The sequence below is a fragment of the Gilliamella sp. X-23 genome (genome assembly GCF_057063545.1).
The window spans coordinates 87,737-110,012 of the sequence record NZ_JBXSQG010000008.1; the positions used below are offsets into that span (position 1 = coordinate 87,737).

18 protein-coding genes are annotated in these 22,276 nt (G+C 37.5%); 15 read left to right on the plus strand and 3 right to left on the minus strand.

Annotated features, from left to right (window positions below; genetic code table 11):
* The first annotated feature begins 185 nt into the window (after positions 1–185).
* From fdnG to ACYH9I_RS07130, 8 genes are all read left to right on the plus strand, one after another.
* Positions 186–3,254, plus strand: a complete 3,069-nt coding sequence (gene fdnG, locus ACYH9I_RS07095; protein WP_483559929.1) for a formate dehydrogenase-N subunit alpha — start codon at positions 186–188, stop codon at positions 3,252–3,254.
* Between the two features lie 14 nt (positions 3,255–3,268).
* Positions 3,269–4,243, plus strand: coding sequence for a formate dehydrogenase subunit beta (gene fdxH / locus ACYH9I_RS07100; RefSeq protein ID WP_483559931.1), 975 nt, complete (start codon positions 3,269–3,271; stop codon positions 4,241–4,243).
* Positions 4,236–4,952 carry a formate dehydrogenase subunit gamma gene (locus ACYH9I_RS07105; protein WP_483559932.1) on the plus strand — a complete coding sequence of 239 codons (717 nt, stop codon included), beginning with the start codon at positions 4,236–4,238 and terminating at the stop codon, positions 4,950–4,952. Before fdxH ends, ACYH9I_RS07105 begins: the two co-directional genes overlap by 8 nt.
* 91 nt (positions 4,953–5,043) lie before the next feature.
* Positions 5,044–5,952, plus strand: coding sequence for a formate dehydrogenase accessory protein FdhE (gene fdhE / locus ACYH9I_RS07110; RefSeq protein WP_483559934.1), 909 nt, complete (start codon positions 5,044–5,046; stop codon positions 5,950–5,952).
* A 151-nt stretch (positions 5,953–6,103) separates the two neighbouring features.
* Positions 6,104–7,063, plus strand: coding sequence for an ABC transporter substrate-binding protein (locus ACYH9I_RS07115; protein WP_483559936.1), 960 nt, complete (start codon positions 6,104–6,106; stop codon positions 7,061–7,063).
* Between the two features lie 270 nt (positions 7,064–7,333).
* The gene (locus ACYH9I_RS07120) at positions 7,334–8,314 is read left to right on the plus strand and encodes an ABC transporter substrate-binding protein (RefSeq protein ID WP_483559938.1); all 981 of its coding nucleotides are present in this window, start codon (positions 7,334–7,336) and stop codon (positions 8,312–8,314) included.
* A 67-nt stretch (positions 8,315–8,381) separates the two neighbouring features.
* A complete protein-coding gene (locus ACYH9I_RS07125; protein ID WP_483559940.1) occupies positions 8,382–9,314 on the plus strand; it encodes an ABC transporter permease in 933 nt (310 codons plus the stop codon).
* Position 9,315: 1 nt separating this feature from the next.
* A complete protein-coding gene (locus ACYH9I_RS07130; RefSeq protein ID WP_483559942.1) occupies positions 9,316–10,110 on the plus strand; it encodes an ABC transporter ATP-binding protein in 795 nt (264 codons plus the stop codon).
* A gap of 69 nt (positions 10,111–10,179) precedes the next feature.
* Here the strand turns inward: ACYH9I_RS07130 and ACYH9I_RS07135 are convergent, their stop codons facing one another.
* On the minus strand, positions 10,180–11,529 hold the full coding sequence (locus ACYH9I_RS07135) for a histidine-type phosphatase (RefSeq protein WP_483559944.1): 1,350 nt from the start codon (positions 11,527–11,529) through the stop codon (positions 10,180–10,182).
* 254 nt (positions 11,530–11,783) lie between these two features.
* On the opposite strand from ACYH9I_RS07135, the gene dauA reads away from it, so the two are divergent.
* Both dauA and ACYH9I_RS07145 read left to right on the plus strand, forming a co-directional pair.
* A complete protein-coding gene (gene dauA / locus ACYH9I_RS07140; protein ID WP_483559946.1) occupies positions 11,784–13,457 on the plus strand; it encodes a C4-dicarboxylic acid transporter DauA in 1,674 nt (557 codons plus the stop codon).
* 190 nt (positions 13,458–13,647) lie between these two features.
* A complete protein-coding gene (locus ACYH9I_RS07145) occupies positions 13,648–14,202 on the plus strand; it encodes an HdeD family acid-resistance protein (protein ID WP_483559947.1) in 555 nt (184 codons plus the stop codon).
* 125 nt (positions 14,203–14,327) lie between these two features.
* Here ACYH9I_RS07145 and rsgA read toward each other — a convergent pair whose 3' ends face one another.
* A complete protein-coding gene (gene rsgA / locus ACYH9I_RS07150) occupies positions 14,328–15,356 on the minus strand; it encodes a small ribosomal subunit biogenesis GTPase RsgA (protein WP_483559949.1) in 1,029 nt (342 codons plus the stop codon).
* A 79-nt stretch (positions 15,357–15,435) separates the two neighbouring features.
* On the opposite strand from rsgA, the gene orn reads away from it, so the two are divergent.
* From orn to ACYH9I_RS07175, 5 genes are all read left to right on the plus strand, one after another.
* Positions 15,436–15,999 (plus strand): oligoribonuclease, encoded by a 564-nt coding sequence (gene orn / locus ACYH9I_RS07155; protein ID WP_085247069.1) that lies wholly within the window; start codon positions 15,436–15,438, stop codon positions 15,997–15,999.
* Between the two features lie 5 nt (positions 16,000–16,004).
* Complete coding sequence (gene waaA, locus ACYH9I_RS07160; RefSeq protein WP_483559951.1) at positions 16,005–17,276, plus strand: lipid IV(A) 3-deoxy-D-manno-octulosonic acid transferase; 1,272 nt, start codon at positions 16,005–16,007, stop codon at positions 17,274–17,276.
* A 9-nt stretch (positions 17,277–17,285) separates the two neighbouring features.
* Complete coding sequence (hemH, locus tag ACYH9I_RS07165; protein ID WP_483559953.1) at positions 17,286–18,281, plus strand: ferrochelatase; 996 nt, start codon at positions 17,286–17,288, stop codon at positions 18,279–18,281.
* Between the two features lie 194 nt (positions 18,282–18,475).
* Complete coding sequence (locus tag ACYH9I_RS07170) at positions 18,476–19,807, plus strand: CoA-disulfide reductase (protein WP_483559955.1); 1,332 nt, start codon at positions 18,476–18,478, stop codon at positions 19,805–19,807.
* 95 nt (positions 19,808–19,902) lie between these two features.
* Complete coding sequence (locus tag ACYH9I_RS07175; protein ID WP_483559957.1) at positions 19,903–21,324, plus strand: cation:dicarboxylate symporter family transporter; 1,422 nt, start codon at positions 19,903–19,905, stop codon at positions 21,322–21,324.
* Between the two features lie 596 nt (positions 21,325–21,920).
* Here the strand turns inward: ACYH9I_RS07175 and ACYH9I_RS07180 are convergent.
* The coding region (locus ACYH9I_RS07180) for a four helix bundle protein (RefSeq protein WP_483558401.1) at positions 21,921–22,276 on the minus strand (356 nt) is incomplete at its 5' end.

Here is a 22,276-nt window from a genome sequence, read left to right on the forward strand (position 1 = left end):
AGATTGATATAAATAACAACTATTTTGTATAAAATTTGACACATATCAAATTTTCTGGATTCCTGTTTGTTTTTTCCTTTATTTCCATTTCATTAAAGATTATCATTACAATTAGTAAGGACGTCAATCGCTTCCAATATAATATAATAAATTAAAATGTAATGTCAGCTTTCTAAGGAGTCCATATGCTGTTTAACCGTAGACAGTTCTTTAAGATCTGCGCTGGTGGTATGGCAGGCACAACAGTAGCCACACTCGGACTAGCGCCGAATGTCGCACTTGCACAAACTCGCCAATTTAAATTACTCAAATCAAAAGAAACCCGTAATAACTGTACTTACTGTTCAGTTGGTTGTGGAATGCTACTTTATAGCCGAGGAGATGGGGCTAAAAATGCCGAATCTTCCATTTTTCATATTGAAGGGGATCCAGATCACCCTGTTAGTCGTGGTTCACTGTGTCCTAAAGGAGCTGGTGTTCTTGATTATATAAAAAGTGAAAATCGTGTTAAATATCCAGAATACCGTGCTCCGGGTTCAGATAAATGGCAAAGAATAAGTTGGGATGATGCCATTGATCGCATTGCTCGTTTAATGAAAGCTGATCGAGACAAAAATTTTGTTGAAAAAAACGACAAAGGCAACACTGTTAATCGCTGGACTACAACTGGATGGCTGGTCACATCAGCTGCCAGTAATGAAACTGGTTGGTTAGCGTTTAAAGTTGCCCGCGCGTTAGGAATGTTAAGCCTTGAAACTCAGGCACGCGTTTGTCATGGTCCTTCGGTATCAAGTTTAGCTGCCACTTTTGGACGTGGTGCAATGACCAATAATTGGAACGATATCAAAAACGCCAATGTTGTCATTGTTATGGGAGGTAATGCTGCAGAAGCTCACCCAGTTGGTTTTAAATGGGCAATCGAAGCAAAAATTAATAATGGTGCTGAGCTCATAGCCATCGATCCCCGTTTTCACCGAACGGCTTCTGTTGCTGATCACTATGTGCCAATTCGTTCAGGAACTGACATTGCATTTTTACTTGGTATTATTAATTATCTAATTACTCATAACGAAGTTAACTTTGAGTATTTAGTCACGCATAGTAATGCAAGCCTTATTGTGCGTGATGATTTCAATTTTGATGCCGATAGTGGGTTGTTTAGCGGTTATGACGCGACTAATCGCCAATATGATCAAACAAGCTGGGCATATCAAAAAGATGAAAATGGTTATGCGCTTAGAGATAAAACGCTCAGCCATCCTCGTTGTGTTTGGAATCTATTAAAACAACATGTTAGTCGCTATACTCCAGAAATGGTAAATAAAGTGACCGGTAGCCCAATTGATGGGTTTTTACATGTTTGTCGCTCTCTGGCTAGTACAAAGACCAATGATAGGGCTGCTACTTTTCTATACGCATTAGGTTGGACTCAGCATAGTTATGGTTCACAAATTATCCGTACTGCTGCAATGATCCAGCTTATCTTAGGTAATATTGGTGTAATGGGCGGTGGTGTTAATGCTCTTCGTGGCCATTCAAATATTCAAGGTTTAACCGATGTCGGTTTATTATCAAATCGCTTACCTGCCTATCTTGATTTGCCCAAAGAGTCTCAAGTTTCACTCGCTCAATATTTGGAAGAAAAAACACCAAAGCCGCTTGGTTCGAGCGAGGTGAATTTTTGGGGAAATTATCCAAAATTCTTTGTCAGCTTTATGAAGTCAATGTATGGCGATAAATCGACTAAAGATAACGATTGGGGTTTTGACTGGTTACCAAAATGGGATAAAACCTATGACGTTTTAAGATTCAGTAAAATGATGCGTGACGGTCAAGCTAATGGATTTATTTGTCAGGGCTTTAACCCACTTGCTGCGTTACCTGATAAAAATAGTGTCCGTGAAGGTCTATCTAACTTAAAATTCCTAGTTAGCATTGATCCTATGCCTACAGAAACCGCTGAGTTTTGGAAAAATCATGGTGAATCGAATGATGTAGATTCTAGCAAAATTCAAACTGAAGTCTTTAGATTACCATCTAACTGTTTTGCCGAGGAAAACGGAACAATAGTTAACTCCTCTCGTTGGCTACAGTGGCATTGGGCAGCAGCAAGACCTCCTGGCGAATCTTTATATGATCCCGAAATTATTGCACGTATCTTTTTGAGAATTAAAGAATTATACGCTGAAGAAGGTGGTGCTTATCACGAACCAATTGATAATTTAGTTTGGGATTATGAAGATCCAGAAGGACCAGCGGCTGAAGAATTAGCCAAAGATTATAATGGCCGTGCACTTGCTGATATAACCGATGCCAATGGCAATGTTATTCTTAAAAAAGGCCAGCTATTAAGTGGTTTTTCTCAATTAAAAGCAGACGGTACAACCTCATCAGGTATTTGGATATTCTGCGGTTCTTGGACTGAGCAAGGAAATCAAATGGCTCGACGCGATCCAAGCGATCCGTCAGGAAAAGGCGTTCATGCTGGTTGGGCTTGGGCATGGCCAATGAATAGACGAGTGCTTTATAACCGTGCCTCAGCAGATGAAAATGGCAAACCATGGGATCCAAAACGCGTTTTAGTCAAATGGAATGGCTCAAGTTGGGTGGGTAACGATGTTCCTGATTTTACAGCAACATTACCACCAAGTGCTGGTGCGGGTGCATTTATTATGAATAATGATGGTTTAGGGGGATTATTTTGTTTAAATCGGTTAGTCGATGGGCCATTCCCTGAACATTATGAACCGTTTGAAACACCAATTACCAATAACCCTTTTCATCCAAATCAAATCAGTAGCCCAGTAGCTCGTGTATTTAAAGAAGACTTGGCGCGATTAGGCAATGCCAGCGAATTTCCTTATGTTGGCACCACTTACAGCATTACCGAGCATTTCCATTTTTGGACACAACATGCAAAATTAGCGTCTATCACTCAACCAGAACAATTTATTGAACTGAGTGAAAATTTAGCCAATAAAAAAGGCATCAAATTAGGCGACACAGTCAAAGTGACATCATACCGAGGCTATATCAAAGCTAAAGCTGTCGTGACAAAACGTCTTCCGACATTAACTGTTGATGGTAAAGAAATCGAAACTATTGGAATTCCTATTGTTTGGGGATTCACAGGTCAGACAAAGAAAGGATTTTTAGTGAACGAATTAACGCCTCATTTAGGTGATGCAAATTCACAAACACCAGAATACAAATCATTCTTAGTTAATATCGAAAAAGTGACCAGCGCGGCATAAGGGGGGAATGAATTATGTCATTACAAACACAAGATATTATTCGCCGCTCTGCAACAAACGCATTAACGCCAGCGCCACGAGCACGCGATTATCAACAAGAAGTAGCAAAATTAATAGATGTAACAACATGTATCGGCTGTAAAGCTTGCCAAGTAGCTTGTAGCGAATGGAACGATCTCCGAGCCGAAATCGGTAATAACGTTGGTGTGTATGATAACCCTGCTGATTTAGAGCCAAAAGCATGGACAGTAATGCGCTATTCCGAAGTTGAAGTTAACGGTAAATTTGAATGGCTTATCCGTAAAGATGGCTGCATGCATTGTGCTGATCCTGGCTGCTTAAAAGCTTGTCCGTCAGAAGGTGCGATCATTCAATATGCTAATGGTATTGTTGATTTTCAATCTGAGCATTGTATTGGTTGCGGTTATTGTGTTGCGGGTTGCCCGTTCAATATTCCTCGAATTAGTAAAGAAGATAATCATTCGTACAAATGTACTTTATGTGTGGATCGTGTGGCAGTTGGGCAAGAACCTGCTTGCGTTAAAACCTGTCCAACTGGTGCGATTCACTTTGGTACTAAACAAGATATGATTCGTCATGCTGAAAATCGAATTGTAGATTTGAAAAAACGTGGTTTTGAACATGCCGGACTTTATGACCCACAAGGTGTCGGTGGTACGCATGTTATGTATGTGTTGCATCATGCTGATCAACCAGAGCTTTACCACGGTTTGCCAAAAGATCCACAAATTAGCGAAATAGTTAAATTTTGGAAAGGAATTTGGAAACCACTTTCTGCTGCTACATTTATTGCAACTTTTGGAGGCTTACTGTTCCACTATATGGGAGTTGGTGCAGTCGCTGTCGAGGAGGAGGATATTGAAGACGAGAAAGAAGCAGATAAACAAGCTCGAAAACGGTTAGGTTTACCCATTTTTGAACGTAAAAATAGTACCAATTCATCAAAACAGGAGAATCATCATGAATAAGAAAAACATGATATTAAGAACACCATTGATTGTTCGCTTCTGTCATTGGTGTATGGTGTGTCTATTTATTCTTACTGCGCTATCGGGCTTATCCCTATTTTTTCCATCTATTAAACTGTTTGGATTATTCCTTGGCACGCCACAATTAGTAAGAGTATTACATCCATTTTTGGGGTGTGTCGTTTTTGTATTACTTATGTTTATGTTTCTAAAATTAGCTCGTCATAATATTCCCGATAAAAATGATTTAATATGGATAAAAAACTTCAGATCCGTCATTGTAGGAAAAGAGAGAGGGATCCCAATTGGTAAATATAACGCCGGCCAAAAGTTTTTATTTTGGTGCATTATGAGTTTAATTTTTGTCTTATTGATCTCAGGACTTATCATGTGGCGCCGTTATTTTTCAGATAATTTTTCTGTCACCATTGTCCGTATAGCAATATTTTTCCACTCACTTGCCGCTATTGGTTTAATTCTACTTGCTATTGGTCATGCTTATATGGCAATTTGGGTTAAAGGCTCAATTAAAGGGATGATAACAGGTTACGTATCACGTGCTTGGGCACGAAAAAATCATTCCGCTTGGTATGAAGAAGAAATGGAAAAAAGTTATCAAGCAGAATTAAATGCTAAAACTGAATCCGAGCAAAACAAAGCTACCGCTAAACATGACGTCGAGAATGATATTGAACATAAACCTATTTAGCCATTTTTACCGCTGAGCATACCATCAGCGGTACTCCGCTTAATGACATAAAGCCAATAATCAGCTAAATCACAATCAATGAGAATGTACAATGAGTATAAAAATAATCCCACAAAAACAACTTGAACAACAAGCATCAAACTCAGTGATTAGGCAGATCCCGTTACTTTTTTTTCCATCACCCCAAAATATTTATGCTCATCGAGCAAAGCGTTTAAAAACATTGGCGACCAATAACCCGTTTAATGATTATTTAAATTTTTGCGCACAAATCGTCGAACAACAAGCTAATTTGGCCAAACAGCCTTCGGCTGAAGTCGATTTATCTCACCTTCTAAATGATAAATATCCACCATTAAGTTTAAACAACCTCCCTTTGTCCAACGTTTGGCAAGAATATCTTAATAACTTATTAAGTTCGATAACTGCAACAACCGAACAAATAGCATTAGTTATTGAGCAACTTAAACAAAATACTACCCAACAATTACAAGATAAAGCGCTACATTTACTCAATGGTAAATTTGATTGTGTAGATGGTAACGAAGCTTTATTTATTTGGTCAAGCTTGTCGGTTTATTACAGCCAGCTAGCAAGCCAAATCAAAGGTAAAGCAATAGCAGAAAGTACAGATAAAAACTGTTTATGCCCCGTATGTAACAGCATGCCCGTTGCCAGTATCATTCAATTAGGTAGTAACAATGGCTTACGCTATTTGCATTGTAGTTTGTGCGAAAGTGAGTGGTATGTACCTCGAATCAAATGCACGACTTGTGATAATATGAAAGACATCCAATACTTTTCGCTCGACATAGAACTATCCGCCATCAAAACAGAATGTTGTGATGCTTGCCATAGTTATTTAAAAATCCTCGATCAAGATAAAGATCCACACATTGAGCTCATTGCTGATGATATTGCCTCGTTGATATTAGACATCAAAACAGAAGAAGAAGGCTTTGCCAAAAGTGGAATAAACCCTTTTATATTTGCCCAATAAAAAGCATATATAAAACTATGATTAAGAAATAATTTACGATGGTCGTATAACGATTTTGTTAATAATAACCATTAATTCATAAAATACAGCTTAACTTTTCTGATGAATAAGGATACAATAAAACTATTGTACTAGTTTATGAGTGTATTTTATGAAACGCTTTATTTTATTAATAATAGTATTACTTACGCCTTTTTATAGTTTTGCAGATACAATGAAAAATGTTGCCATTACGGCGATCGTTGAACACCCATCATTAAATCAAATCCGTGATGGTGTCAAAGATGAACTAGTAAACAGCGGCTATAAGTTAAATGAAAATTTGACTGTACAATATAAAAGTGCACAAGGAAGTAGCGCAACTGCAGCTCAAATTGCAAGGCAATTTACTACAACAAAGCCCGATGTTATTGTTGCAATTGCAACACCAAGCGCACAAGCTACCGCCTCTGCAACTAAGCACATTCCTATCGTCTTTGCTGGTATTACCGATCCAATAGCGGCTAAATTAACTAAAGATTGGCAACCAACAGGTACCAACATTACTGGGGTGTCTGATTACCAAGAAATAGGTCCACAAATTGATTTCATGAAAAAAATCGTACCTAATGTTAAATCGGTCGGTTATATTTATAGCCCGAGTGAAATTAATTCAACGGTTGTGCTAAGACACCTTCAAACTTTATTAACAGAACAAGGGATCGCCCTTTTTGCTGTACCCGCTCAAAGAACAGCAGATATTTCAACAGCGGCAGCTTCTTTAAAAGGTAAAGTTGATTTGATCTATACCACAACGGATAATAATGTTGTTTCAGCCTACGAATCTTTAGTCAAATTTGCCAATGAAAATAAAATTCCCCTTTTAGCCTCATTTCCTGATGCCATTGAAAGGGGTGCAGTTGCGGCATACGGCATGAGTTATTATGATGTAGGTCGTCAATCAGGTAAACTTGTTGTACGTATTTTAAAAGGTGAAAATCCAGGGAGCATAGCCCCAGAACTAGGAAAAGACCTACGCCTTGTCATCAATACCGATGCAGCTAAAAAACAAGGCATCACATTAACGCCAGAAGTCATTAAATCGGCAGATAAAGTCATTGGAAATCATTGAATAAAATAAATTAACAGCCTTGTTTAATTAAGTGGACAAGGCTCTCAATATGCAAACAACCGTTCCTAATCAACAAACACAACTGATAGCCAACTTTAATTCAAAAATAAAATAATCCGTTAAAACATCTTTTGTTTAATAATAACAGTCATTCATAATTGTAACGAAATATTTACACACAATATTTTTACTCTAGAAAATTATCTAATTTTGCTTTATAGTAACTCAATATTTAACTTATATGTAAAAAAAATATTACAGGAGCATTTTATGATGCGTAATTCTATTATTAAATTTTGCATACTAATGAGTTTATCATTAGTAACATTTTGTTCTTTTGCTGAGTCTAAGACGGAACAAAAATTTGTAGCCATTACGGCCATCGTTGAACACCCAGCATTAGACAATGTACGCAAAGGGGTTGAAGATGAATTAAAAGATAACGGTTATATTGATGGAGAAAATTTAAAATTACAGTTTGCTAGCGCGCAAGGAACTAGTGCAAATGCGGCGCAAATTGCCAAACAATTTGCGGCCAGTAAGCCTGATGTTATCGTCGGTATTGCAACCCCAAGTACACAAGCTTTAGTTGCCACAACAAAACGTATTCCTATCGTTTTTACAGCGGTAACCGATCCTGTTGCAGCAAAATTAACCCCGAGTTGGGAAGCATCAAAAACAAATGTAACAGGTGTTTCTGATGCCTTATCTCTTGATTCTCAAATCGATATGATGCTAAAAATTAAACCTGATACTAAAAATATCGGTTATATTTACAGCCCAAGTGAAGTAAATTCCACAATTGTGCTTAAAGAGTTACAAACCGCACTTGAAAAACGCAACATAAAAATTACAGCAGTACCCGCACCACGAACATCAGATATCTCAACCGCTGCTCGAAGTTTAAAAGGTAAAGTTGATTTAATCTATACCACAACAGATAATAACGTGGTTTCAGCTTATGAAGCTTTAGCAAAAGTGGCGAACGAAAGTAAAATCCCTCTTATTGCATCGGATCCTGATTCAGCAGAACGTGGGGCCATTGCTGCTTTAGGTATGAGTTATTATGATCTTGGTCGACAAGCTGGTAAAATTGTCATCCGCATACTTAATGGCGAAAACCCGGGAGATATTCCCCCACAAGTGGGCAATATCACTCAACTCACAATTAACAAAAAAGCAGCTGAACGCCAAGGTGTTACCTTATCTGAAGATGTATTAAAATCAGCCGCAAAAATTGTTGAAAAATAATTTTTAGTTTTTACTCTTTTATCATTAAACCGCCAATATTGGCGGTTAACTTTAATGGATTTTTTTAATGTCTTTTGAATTTTTATTAGGCTCAACCGAAATTGGCCTTATTTATGCACTAGTTAGCTTAGGTGTATTTATATCATTTCGTTTACTGGATTTTCCTGATCTTACTGCTGATGGGAGTTTCCCTCTAGGTGGAGCGGTATGTGGAGTATTTATCTATATCGGCGCTGATCCTTGGATGGCGACATTCCTTGGCATGTTTGCAGGTTGCCTTGCTGGCGCCATGACAGGTTTTTTATATGTGAAACTAAATATATTACAACTACTTGCTAGTATTATTGTGATGATGGGACTTTACTCAATAAACCTAAGAATTTTAGGTGTTGGGCACTATGTCATGAACGAAGCGAATAGAATTGTAGGTACACCAAACCTATCATTACTGGGTTCTGATACAATTTTCTCATCACTTCCTTTTGATGAATCTATTGCACAATATTTGATAATATTAGGGTTTGTAATTGTATTTTGGATATTACTAAATCTATTTTTAAATACCCAAAAAGGACTTGCCTTAAGGGCGACTGGAACTAACCAACGAATGGCAAAATCCCAAGGGATCCCAACCGATGGCATTATCATTTTGGGAATGGCGATCTCAAATGGTTTAATTGCGCTTGGTGGCTCGTTATTTGTACAAACGCAAGGAAGTGCCGATATTACTATCGGTGTTGGCACTATCGTTATTGGTCTTGCATCAATTATACTTGGTGAAAGCATCTTCCCAACAAAACGTATTTGGTCGATTATGTTTGCGATCATTTTGGGCTCTATTTTGTACCGTTTATTTATTGCTTTTGCATTAAGTAACGAATCCCTAAAAAGTATCGGTGTTGGAACAGAAGATCTCAATATTATCACCGCATTATTAATGGTATTAGCGCTTGTTTTACCAAAACAACTAAAAAAACTCTCGAAAAAAAGAGGAAAGTAACATGATTAAAGCAGAACAATTACAATTAACCTTTAATCAAGGTACTCCGATTGAAAATCATGTATTGCGAGGGTTAAACCTGAATATCAGTGAAGGAGAGTTTGTCACTATCATAGGCAGCAACGGTGCAGGTAAGAGCTCGTTACTCAATGCAATTAGTGGTGATTTACTGACTGATTCTGGTCGTATTACGATCAATGATAAAGACGTCACTCGCTGGCCAGCATGGAAACGAGCCGGCATGGTTGCGCGAGTATTCCAAGACCCGATGGTTGGAACTTGTGAAAATCTAACGATAGAAGAAAACCTAGCAATTGCTTATAACCGAGGTCATAAATTCACATTATTCCCAGCACTTAACCATAAAGCACGATCAATATTTAAAGAGAAGCTAGCAACATTAAACCTAGGCCTTGAAAATCGATTAACGGACATGATGGGGCTGCTTTCTGGTGGACAAAGGCAAGCTGTTAGCTTATTAATGTCAACGTTACAACCATCTAAAATACTACTTCTAGATGAACACACAGCCGCGCTGGATCCTAAAACCGCACAATTTGTTTTAGATTTAACCGATCAAATCGTTTCACAAAACAAATTAACAACGATGATGGTTACCCACTCAATGAAACAAGCCTTAGAATATGGTACCCGAACGGTCATGCTTCACCAAGGCCAAGTGGTACTTGATGTATCGGGTGAAGAGCGCTCTAAATTAACCGTCACCGATCTCTTAGCCATGTTTGAACAAACACGTGGTGAAAAAATCACTGATGATGCTTTACTTTTAGGTTAATGATCATAAAAAAGCAATATTTCTGATAGAAATATTGCTTTTGAACTCTTGTAATCGTTCCATTACAGCTTAATCTTTTGTTGCTTGCAGCGGAATATTTCCTAAGCCTAATTTATTGAGCTTATCAATATAAAATTGCTTCATATCACTCCAACGATAATAAGGATAATCCGCTGATTTTATAGGTAGATGCACTTCACGTTCGTTCAATAATACTTTCACTAATATAGGCTGATTTGCTTGTTTACTTTTATAAAAAATCCATTGAATATTGGCACCCATAGGAATAATTTTATCAGCTTGCCAAACAGAATAATAATCAAAAATGGAATTAGCAGTAGTAGCTGTACCTTCAATTTCAAGTAAAGTAGCTAAAGGTGAAACGGTTTCAGCATGAGCAAAACGTAAATTAGCATCAATATTATCATTTGCTATAGCAATATCAGCAGTATTTAGCATATTCCACAACAAGGGTGCTGCAATTTTTATTTGGATACCATTTGCATCAAAAGCAGGGCCGATTTCCAGATAATTTTTAGCCGAAACAACTGTATTCAACCATGCATTTTCATCACTCGAGAAATACGGATTAAAGTCAAGTCTATTATCCTTTAATACTTGAGACGAAAATGCCTGTAACTCTTGATATAATTGATAAATAGAAATCACAAAATCCCGTGTTTTTACTGATGATTTATCGACGACCTCAATACCATTATCTAACTTTTCGATAAAATCATGAGTAAAGATTTTTTTTACTATTCCTTCGCTTATTTGCTCTGTTTTAGAAGCCATTTCTACCGATTTCACCGCATTTTTAACTGCTTTACTGTGTTTATATTCATCATAAGCAGGAGAATAATCAAAAAAACGCAATAAAATTTGCTGATCTTCGGGTTGCTGAGTGACTTGGATATCTGGATATTTAGATTTGAAAGATTCAACAAAAATTTCTGCGGTTTCTTTTGCTCTTGGTGAGCGAGATGAAACAACATCAATTCTCTTTCCTTTAAAAACAGTTGGATTATTCTTTTGCATACGCTGGCTAATCAAGGCAATATCTTTACGACCAAGATCAGTAAGCTCACCATAATGACCTTTATTTAGTTCAGCAATGCGAATTATTTGCTTAAATAAATCCTTTCCAAGGTCTGTCAATTGATCTTGCTTTTCAGCCATTAACAAAATTTGATAAGCAATATCTTCATATTTTGGTTTACTAATATAACGAGAACCATGTCGCCCAACATAATCAATGTAAAAAGCCATATACCCTATTGGTGCTGGTGTAATCTTTTGCCTAGCATCATATTGATAAGCAGTTTTAGAACCAACAATCATTGTTGGTTGAGCAAGACTTATAGAAGAAAACGCACATAAAAAAACAGTAAACAATTTTCGAAAACGAACCATAATCATACGTTTTCTCCCACTCAAATAAACAACACTAATATGCCATTAAAAACAAAGAATAAGCTAATAAATACAGTAAAAAGAGACAAAACACTAATATCTACGTTGTAGATTAACATAAAAAGATAGCTTCAATTAAACTCTATCTATAAATAAATTTCACAAAAAAGATGATTATTTTCATAACACTCTTTTATTTTTCGTAAAAAAGATTATCTTATTAGATACTCAACACAACTTCCCTTTAATTAATTAAACACATGAAATTATATGGCATTTCTGGTACCAAAATTAGCTGTGCACTAATATCAGCATGTATAAACACGCCTTACAGCATCCCCCGTTTTACTAAAGACTTAATAGCTGGCATAACCGTTGGTATTATTGCTATCCCACTTGCAATGGCATTGGCAATCGCTAGCGGTGTACCACCACAGCATGGCCTATACACAGCCATTATTGCGGGTTTGGTGATTGCATTAACGGGGGGATCTCGTTTTAGTGTTTCTGGCCCGACGGCTGCATTTGTGGTTATCTTATACCCTGTGTCACTACAATATGGATTATCTGGACTACTCATTGCAACATTACTATCTGGTATGTTTCTTGTATTAATGGGGCTGATTCGATTAGGTCGATTAATAGAATATATTCCACTCCCTGTTGTATTAGGCTTCACATCAGGCATTGCCATCACTATTGCCACCATGCAAATTAAAGATTTTTTTGGCTTAACGCTCGAACATATGCCTGAAAGTTATATTAGCAAAGTCATTGAATTAACAAAAACTCTACCAACTATCAATATCGCTGACACCATTGTTGGTTTTGTCACACTGATGGTGTTAATTGCATGGCCAAAGCTTAAAGTAAAAATACCGGGGCACCTACCTGCACTCATTGCTGGTGTGATTATCATGTTTATTTTTAATCAATTTGGTTACCAAATTGAAACAATTGGCTCACGATTTACCTACACAATGGCTGATAATACCATAGGGCACGGTATTCCATCAGTGCTACCAGAATTTTCTGTACCGTGGCTTCATACCAAATTTAATTGGGATTGGTCAATGCTCACAGCCCTATTACCTATTTCGCTGACCATGGCAATGTTATGTGCAATTGAATCGTTATTGTGCGCAGTAGTATTAGACGAAATGACACACACCAAACACCACTCAAATAGTGAACTTATTGGCCAAGGTTTAGGTAATATCATTGCCCCATTTTTTGGTGGCATATCAGCAACAGCAGCCATCGCAAGATCGGCAGCAAATGTCAAAGCGGGTGCGACCTCCCCTATTGCTGCTGTTTTGCATTCATTGGTTGTGTTACTTGCACTTATTTGCTTTGCACCAGTGTTATCATTCATTCCACTATCAGCGATGGCTGCTTTATTACTTATAGTGGCATGGAACATGAGTGCAGTTCAACGCGTCATTTACATCATTAAATGCGCCCCCAAAGACGATATTTTAATTATGTTTATTTGCATGTCGCTAACGGTACTATTTGATATGGTGATTGCAATTACAGTTGGAATAGTGCTTGCATCAATTCTATTTATGCGCCGTATAGCTCGAATGACCCGCTTAGTTGAACTAAACCAAAGCAACGATAAAACCCTTGCATTACGAATTAACGGCCCACTCTTTTTTGCAGCCGCTGAACGTACTTTTTCAGAAATATATCAAAAAATAAATGGTTATAAACACATTGTATTACAATGGGATGCTGTGCCTATTCTTGATGCTGGTGGGCTCAATGCTTTAATACACTTTATTGATGAACTCCCTGAACATGTCGATTTATCGATTTGCGAGTTGCAATTTCAACCATTAAAAACTCTTGCTCGAGCCAAAGTAGTGCCAACATCTAACAAAATCATGTTCTATTCAACATTAGAAGAAGCACTGAAAGATAAAGATTAATTTTAAATTTAGTCTTATCATATTTACTAATTTATTGCACAGTCAAATTTTCAACAAAAATAACGACTGTGTAATAAATTAAAACTTCAAGACCTTTCTTTTTATTTTCTAATCACTATTAGCAAGCGCATAGGTTTTAAAAAATTTTAATTTAAAACCCAAAATTAACTTATAAAAACAGGGAAATAACATGATATCTAACGAAAACAATCTACAAAGCCTTAAACAAAAATCAAGTTGGTTTATTTTAATCGGTGTTATTTTAATTGTATTGGGGTGCTTAGCATTAGGTTATCAGTTTATCGCTACCGTCTTTTCTGTCTATTTTATTGGTTCATTAATATTAATTGCAGGAATTGCTCAAGCGTTACATTCATTTAATATTAAAAGCTTTGGCCAATCGGCTTTATGGGCAGTAATGGGGATTTTATACATTGTGATTGGCTTGATGTCGTTTTTCCAACCGGTTGCGGTTTCATCAGCTTTAACGTTAGTCATTTCATTCTTATTACTGATGGGCGGTTTTACTCAATTATTTGCAGCGCTAAATAATCGCAATTTGCCTCGCTGGGGATGGATTTTAACCTCTGCCATTATTACACTTATTTTAGGCTTTATGATTATCATGGGGTGGCCATATGACAGCCTTTGGGTATTAGGCATGTTTTTAGGTATCGACCTTATCTTCCAAGGTTGGGCTTATGTTGCTATTGGATTTGCAATTAAAGCGGTAAATGAAAAATAAATCATGCCATTGCTCACAATCAAGTGGCGATACTTTTAGCAGTCTGGCACACGGTTACTACTTATTGTGAGCAATCATTCATGAACATAATAACTTAATTGCAACAAACAATATGCCAAAAGCCACTACTTGTAGCTTTTATTGGTTTTTGCTTTAACTTCTTGCATTGACTGCAAAATTCGATGATAGTTATCTAACCTTGATTGAGCAATTTCACCATCTTGCACGGCTTTTTGTAATAAACATCCTGGTGTATCAAGATGATTACAATCACGAAAGTGGCAACCACCTAAATAATTATTAAATTCTTTAAAACCACTAATCACTTGCTCCGGCTCTAAGTGCCATAAACCAAATTCACGAATACCTGGTGAATCAATAATATCGCCACCATTTGGTAAATGGTAAAGCCGAGAAGATGTGGTTGTATGTTGACCAAGACCAGATATTTCTGAAATACCGCCAGTCATTGCTGATTGTGATTGATGAGGTAACAGTAAATTAATAATACTTGATTTACCCACGCCTGACTGCCCAACTAAAATAGAAATCTTACCTTGCAAGATATCTTGTAATACCGCAATACCTTGTTGGTGCTGGCATGAAACATACAACACTTGATAACCAATTTTGGTATAAATCGCTAATTGTTTTTCAACATCAGCGCGTTGCTGATCATTGAGTAAATCAATTTTGTTTAAAACAATAATGGGTTGTATATCAGTACTTTCACAAGCCACTAAATAGCGATCGATAATATTTAGTGATAGTTCTGGCAAGACAGCCGAAATAATCACGATTTGATCAACATTTGCGGCAACGGGTTTAACACCATCATAAAAATCAGGTCGAACAAGTTCAGAATGCCGAGGATGAACCGCTTCAATGATGCCATTGGTGTTTGGCTCTAAACTTTCGCGCCACAAAACTTTATCGCCAGTGACTAACGACGGTAACGTACGCCGAATACTACAACGATAAATAAGGCCTGCATCATCTTCGACATCAGCCGATTTACCAAAACGACTTATCACCACACCATCACGAGGGGATGAAAAATTTGATAGACTTTCATCTTGTTTTATAGCTAATCGTTGCTGGTGTTTTGCCGCTACACGCCTTTTTTGATTATTGGAGAGTTGATTTTTTGCCATAGCACTCATTTTTTACTAAAACAGATTGTCAGTTATGCTACACTACTCAGTATCAAAAAGAAAATTTCTATCGCAAATTATGAGCAAACAACCACAAATTAACAATAGTAATCTTATTTGGATCGATCTTGAAATGACAGGACTTAATCCAACCACTGATCGCATTATTGAAATTGCAACAATTGTTACCGATTCTAATTTAAATATCCTTGCTGAAGGACCGGTCATTGCCGTTCATCAATCTGATGAGCAATTAGCATTAATGGATGAGTGGAATCAAAATACTCATGGCAAATCAGGACTCATTGAGCGTGTTCGTACAAGTACCATTAGCGAACAACAAGCCGAACAACAAACCATCGAATTTTTAAAACAATGGGTACCTGAAAACTGCTCACCAATTTGTGGTAATACTATTGGGCAAGATCGTCGTTTTTTATTTAACTATATGCCTAATTTAGAACGTTATTTCCATTATCGTTATTTAGATGTCAGCACAATTAAAGAATTAGCTAAACGTTGGAAACCGGAAATACTAAAAGGAATTAGTAAACAGAGTTCGCACCAAGCGCTTGACGATATTCGTGATTCGATTGCCGAACTGGTTTATTATCGCGAGCACTTTTTTAATCTAACCGAATAATTAGCATGCAAATTTTATATACTGTTTTATTATATTTGATTCAACCCTGCGTTTGGATAAGACTACTTTGGCGTAGCTGTAAAGCGCCAGCTTATCGCAAGCGTTGGCTTGAACGCTATGGTTTTTGCCAAAATAAAGTTGAATCTAACGGTATTTTACTGCATGCCGTATCAGTGGGGGAAACGATTGCCGCTATCCCACTAATCAAAGCATTGCAACAACAATATCCTAATTTACCTATCACTGTGACCACTATGACGCCAACAGGCTCGGAGCAAGTGAAATCGTCATTCGGTGATAGCGTTCATCATGTCTATTTACCTTATGATTTGCCTTGCGCAATAAATCGTTTTTTAAAAACAACTCAGCCAAAATTAGTGATTATTATGGAAACTGAGCTTTGGCCTAATTTTATTTGTCAGTGTTACAAACGAAATATTCCGCTGATTCTTGCCAACGCCAGATTATCAGAACGATCAGCTAACCGATATCGCAAACTAGGACGCGCGATTAGCCATTTACTATCAAAAATTAGCACCGTTGCCGCACAAAATAAGCAAGACGGAGAGCGTTTTGTGTCATTGGGTTTGCCAAGTGATCATTTAGCCATAACCGGCAGTATTAAATTTGATATTGATTTAACGGCTCAACAGCAGCAAAAAATTGCAATGCTAAAACAACAGTGGCAATTAAACCGCCCTGTTTTTATTGCTGCAAGTACACATAGTGGCGAAGATGAAATCATCTTGTCTGCCTTTGAACGATTATTACAAACATACCCTAATTTGTTATTAATTCTTGTCCCCCGTCACCCTGAACGCTTTAAAACCGTCGAAAAATTAATTAATGACCGCGGGTTAAATTATATCAACCGCAGTAGCAACCAAGTTCCGACTAAACAAACACAAGTCATTTTGGGCGATACAATGGGCGAGTTAATAGAACTTTATGGCATGGCCGATATTGCTTTTGTTGGTGGTAGTTTAGTGAAGCATGGTGGGCATAACCCATTAGAGCCAGCACTCCACCACATTCCAATCATTAGTGGCGAGCACTTTTTCAATTTTAAAGTTATTTGTGAACAGCTCCTTTCAGCTAACGGGATGATCACTTGTACTAGCTCAGCAGACGCTCTTTATTCGGCAGTTAATACGCTTTTGGCAAATAAAAGTAATAGTCAGCAAATTGGCGAACAGGCATATCAAGTATTAAAACAAAATCAAGGGGCACTGGATCGGTTGCTTAACATTATCAACCATTATCTTTGCGCAAAATAAGGATTGCTTGTGGAAAAAAAACAAGGTCTATTATTGGTTAATTTAGGCACGCCAAGTGCGGCAACGCCCGATGCAATAAAGCAGTATTTAACCGAGTTTTTGCTCGATCGGCATGTCGTTGATTTACCTAAGCTGTTTTGGTCTCCCATTTTAAAGTATATTGTGATACCAAAACGAGTACCTTATATTATTCACCATTACCAAAAAATTTGGATAAATGGCGCATCACCTTTATTACATTATAGCCAATTATTATGTGATAAGTTACAACACCATTTACCGAATATCCAATGTGAATTAGCCATGACTTATGGTGAACCGGATATGCAATCGGCGTTGAATAACCTTCGATCATGCTCAAAAATTACCGTATTACCACTCTTTCCACAGTATTCCACAACCACAACTCTGGCAGTACTTGATAAACTTAAACAAATTATCGCCTCTGATCAAATCATTGATAATATTTGTTATATTCGTGATTATGCTGATCATCCAAGCTATATCAATGCACTTTATTTACAAATTAAACAGGCTTTTGAAGATCAAGGAGAGCCTGAAGTGCTCGTGCTTTCTTATCATGGTATCCCAGAGCGTTATATTCACAAACGACAAGAGGATTATATTGAACGTTGTGAAATGACCACGCAGTTATTAATCGAAAAATGTCGAGCAAATGGGTTCAATCGACCAATCCAAATGGCGTATCAATCCAAATTTGGTAAAGGTAAATGGGTAACTCCAAGTACTAGTGAGACACTACAAGCATTGGCACAAAGTGGCATTAAAAATGTGCACGTCATCTGCCCGGGTTTCTCGGTAGACTGTATTGAAACCCTTTATGAAATTGATGAAGAAAATCGAGAACTGTTTTTTAATGCAGGTGGAAAAACGTTTTATTATATTCCCGCATTAAATGAGAGCGACTTACAGATGAGTTTAATCATAGAGTTAATTAACCATACTCAACCGCTTACATTTAAAAACTTATACTCAAACACATAGTCTCCTAACATTTTTTACATAAGCCATGCGACTTAAAAAGATTATGCAAGATTGGTAATTGTTCATGTTCAAATGATTCAAATTTTAAATTAACAAATATTCATGCTAAATAGCTGTCTATCTCCCCTATAATTTATGGCGTATGATAGGATATTATGAATAATTGAATATCTGAGCACTGAGGAGAAAATTAAGTGAAAATCATCATCATTGGCGCTCAAGCCGCAGGCGCAAGTGCTGCCGCAAAAGCCAAAAGAATGAACCCAGAGGCAACCATCCGTATTTATGAAAAATCGAATATTGTCTCGTTTGGCGCTTGTGGTTTACCCTATTTCATTGGTAACCACTTTACTGATGCCAATGAAATGATATCTCGAACACCAGAACAATTTCAAAAAGATGGTATTGAAATTAAAACGTTACATGAAGTAATGGCGATTGATGTTAATCAAAAAAAATTAACCATTAAAGATCACAATACTGGTGATTGCTTTGATGACAGCTACGATAAATTATTACTGGCGGTTGGCGCAAGTCCTATTATGCCGGTTTTTAAAAATGGTCAGCTAAAAAACATTTTTACATTACGTGATCTGCACGATGGATTAGCAATCAAACACGTATTATCAGACCAAAATACCCAAAATGTTATTGTTGTCGGTGCTGGCTATATTGGGCTTGAAATCGCTGAATCGCTGGTCGCCTTACAAAAAAAGGTTAAATTGATCCAATTGGATGACAGAATCCTTGTCGATGCGTTTGATGAACAAATTACCGACCTAATTGAAGAAAATATTAAACAACATTGCGACCTACATTTGCAAGAGCGAGTACTTGGCTTTGAAGGCTCATACAATGTCACGCATGTAATTACCGATAAAGGACGATATCCTGCTGATATGGTTATTATTGCAACGGGAGTAAAACCAAATAGTGATATCTATAAAGATCTTGGCATCAACACACTTAAAAATGGCGCCATAATCACTAACAGCTTAGGGCAAACCAATATTACCGATATTTATGCCGCTGGCGATTGCGCCGCGCTTTACCATAAAGTGAGCCATTCAATGGTATATATCCCGCTCGCCACAGGAGCAAACAAGCTTGGTAAAATTGTAGGCGAAAATTTAGGAGGTGGACATTGCGAATATCCCGGCACGATTGGCACTTCAGCGTTAAAAGTTTTTGATATCGAAGCCGGGCGCACTGGTTTAACTGAAAACGAAGCCAAAAAAGCTGCAATCCCCTATAAAACTGTCATAGTTAAAGATAAAAATCACAGTAATTATGTTGCTGGGCAAACAAGTGTAACAGCCAAACTTATTTATCATGCTGATACGCGCGTGATTTTAGGTGGACAAATAGCCGGTGGGCAAGGCGCGGTATTAAGAGTGAACACGTTAGCAACCGCTATATGGGCGAATGTGAAAATTGATGAATTGGCCATGATGGATTTTCTGTATGCGCCACCTTTTTCCAGACCTTGGGATATTTTAAATATTGCCGGCTCTATAGCCAAATAAGCAGCATTAATATGTATTTATCGTTATACATCAAATCATGTTATTAAACATAGATTGTTAACCAGATAATTAAATTATCAAAAGAGAGGCTAATTATGTCAGATGCCATTTTTCAGGGGACTTTTTTTGAAAAGTTCCTATCAATAACTCATTATCAAACGCTCATTGGTATTGGGCTACTACTTATCTGTTTTTTTGCGGTGATGAAACCGTTACAAGATAAAAAAGTCAATTTTTCAATTCGTATGTTAGTTGGCTTAATCCTTGGTGCTGTGCTTGGCTTAGGCATTCAAGCTGTAGCGGGCTTTCCTGATGCAGCGACCCTCTGGATGCAAGAAACCGCAACATGGTATGGGCTATTTGGTCGAGCATTTATTGCCTTTATCCGAATGTTAGTGATACCACTTATTTTTGTATCGATTGTTAAAGTGATTATCGACTTTTCGGGCAAAAAAAATCTACCTCAAATTGCATTTAGAGGGATTTTTTGGTTACTGTTTACAACAGCCATTGCCTGCGTCGTTGGTATTTTGCTAGCGAATCTATTTGCTTTAGGTGAAATAAGCTCAAGCTCTGTACATCAAGCCCAAGCAAAACAATACACTAATATTATTGATACCTTTATAAATCTAATCCCAAGTAATATTATTGCCTCAATGGTAAATGAAAACATTGTTGGATTAGTCATTTTCTCGGCTTTAATGGGGCTTGCCGCCAATAGAATGGAAAAGAAAAATCCACAACCTATTGCACTCTTTAAAACATTTATCGAAGCGCTTTACAAAATCGTGATGTCCATTGCAATGACAATCATAAAATACATGCCTTACGCAGTCATTGCGTTACTGGCTCGCACCATTATTTCTAATGGAATACCGGCCATTATTCAGGTTTCTAGCTTTGTTGCCGCCATCTATATTGCCACATTGATTATGCTAATTGTGCATATTGCCATTGTTTCGATTCATGGTATTTCACCAACCATGTTTATCAAAAAAGCACTAGGAACCTGGTTATTAGCCTTTACTAGTCGCTCATCAGTTGGCTCATTACCAATGACTATCTCAACGTTAACCGTTCGAATGGGGGTAAATACCGGCACAGCAAATTTAGTCGGCTCACTTGGCAGCACTATGGGAATGAACGGTTGTGCTGGTTTTTTCCCTGCTTTACTTGCCGTGATGGTAGCGCATATGGTTGGTATTGAAACGAATATCCAATTTTATATTATGCTTGTCATTGTGGTAGTTATTGGCTCAATCGGCATCGCCGGCATTCCCGGCACAGCAACCGTTGCTGCAACCGTTGTTTTATCTGGTATGGGGATGGCAGAATACTTCCCATTAATTGGGATGGTTTTAGCTGTTGATCCAATTATTGATATGGCAAGAACTTTAGCCAATGTATCTGGCGCTATGACAGCGGCAGTGGCAACCGATCGTGAAATTGGCCTTATGGATATGGCTGTGTATAACGATCCTAATATTACTCTTGAAAATGAGCCGTCAGAAGTTTGATGGTGATGAGGGGGGTTCTAACTTGATGTAGGTGTTGATTTGAAAAACTTTAATAAAATCAATGACTTTTCTGACTGATTTTTGGGAGGAAAATCAGGCCTTTTTTGGGTTGGTGAATAAAATAAATTAGGTGCGGTGGTTTCGGACGTTTTGACCTTGGGTGGACAAAATAGCTATCGTGACCACGTCCGAGCTAAGGGAATTAGAGCGAATTCCCTTAGCAATCCCGCGCTTGGCTGCAGAATGTGGCCTGCGGCTACCCTCCGCCGTCGCTCGGTCTTAACGCACCGTTTGTGATGCGTTCCCGACGCAGCACAAACTCGCCAAACATCCCTGTTTGGCGTGCTAACCTCGCTCTGTTGTCGGCACATTCTGACGCCGGAATAGGACAAACAGCATAACTATCGTTTTTGGGATGGGTTGTTGTGTTTTTATAAGGTGATTTTTGTTAAAAAAACAGCCAGAAAAAACTTCAATAAAATCAATACCTTTTCTGACCACTTTTTGTAAGTAAATAAGGTGTTTTTTGTGAAATAAAAACGTTTAAATTAATATGCTTTTTTAATTTTGTTTTTGTTTTTGTTTTTGTTTTAGCCTTAGCTTAAATCCTCATCATTCACCTGCGCCATAAACCAATGTTGCCAACCCGTGGTCTGTTTTTGGATGTTGTCGATGGATTGGTTGAATAAAGCAAAAGCACCGTGTGATATCATTTTCATTTTCCAACCTACACACAATAACCCTTTAATAACATCTAACGAGGCGCGAATATGTTGTAACTGTTTAATGGCGGATTGGCATTCTTTGATGTTATCTCGGTCAACTATATTAGATAATACTGCAGAACGAATTGCCTCAGTTAGCTCGGTCAATATCGCTTCGCCAGTGGTAAATTTAAAGGACTTTGGTAAGTGGCAATGCGTTTGCCAATAGCATTGGTATAATGTCACTA

Bases quoted from the DNA above. Each gene is read 5' to 3' on its own strand.
- fdnG (WP_483559929.1), top strand. From the start codon at position 186: ATGCTGTTTAACCGTAGACAGTTCTTTAAGATCTGCGCTGGTGGTATG.
- fdxH (WP_483559931.1), top strand. From the start codon at position 3,269: ATGTCATTACAAACACAAGATATTATTCGCCGCTCTGCAACAAACGCA.
- ACYH9I_RS07105 (WP_483559932.1), top strand. From the start codon at position 4,236: ATGAATAAGAAAAACATGATATTAAGAACACCATTGATTGTTCGCTTC.
- fdhE (WP_483559934.1), top strand. From the start codon at position 5,044: ATGAGTATAAAAATAATCCCACAAAAACAACTTGAACAACAAGCATCA.
- ACYH9I_RS07115 (WP_483559936.1), top strand. From the start codon at position 6,104: ATGAAACGCTTTATTTTATTAATAATAGTATTACTTACGCCTTTTTAT.
- ACYH9I_RS07120 (WP_483559938.1), top strand. From the start codon at position 7,334: ATGATGCGTAATTCTATTATTAAATTTTGCATACTAATGAGTTTATCA.
- ACYH9I_RS07125 (WP_483559940.1), top strand. From the start codon at position 8,382: ATGTCTTTTGAATTTTTATTAGGCTCAACCGAAATTGGCCTTATTTAT.
- ACYH9I_RS07130 (WP_483559942.1), top strand. From the start codon at position 9,316: ATGATTAAAGCAGAACAATTACAATTAACCTTTAATCAAGGTACTCCG.
- ACYH9I_RS07135 (WP_483559944.1), bottom strand. From the start codon at position 11,529: ATGATTATGGTTCGTTTTCGAAAATTGTTTACTGTTTTTTTATGTGCG.
- dauA (WP_483559946.1), top strand. From the start codon at position 11,784: ATGAAATTATATGGCATTTCTGGTACCAAAATTAGCTGTGCACTAATA.
- ACYH9I_RS07145 (WP_483559947.1), top strand. From the start codon at position 13,648: ATGATATCTAACGAAAACAATCTACAAAGCCTTAAACAAAAATCAAGT.
- rsgA (WP_483559949.1), bottom strand. From the start codon at position 15,356: ATGGCAAAAAATCAACTCTCCAATAATCAAAAAAGGCGTGTAGCGGCA.
- orn (WP_085247069.1), top strand. From the start codon at position 15,436: ATGAGCAAACAACCACAAATTAACAATAGTAATCTTATTTGGATCGAT.
- waaA (WP_483559951.1), top strand. From the start codon at position 16,005: ATGCAAATTTTATATACTGTTTTATTATATTTGATTCAACCCTGCGTT.
- ACYH9I_RS07175 (WP_483559957.1), top strand. From the start codon at position 19,903: ATGTCAGATGCCATTTTTCAGGGGACTTTTTTTGAAAAGTTCCTATCA.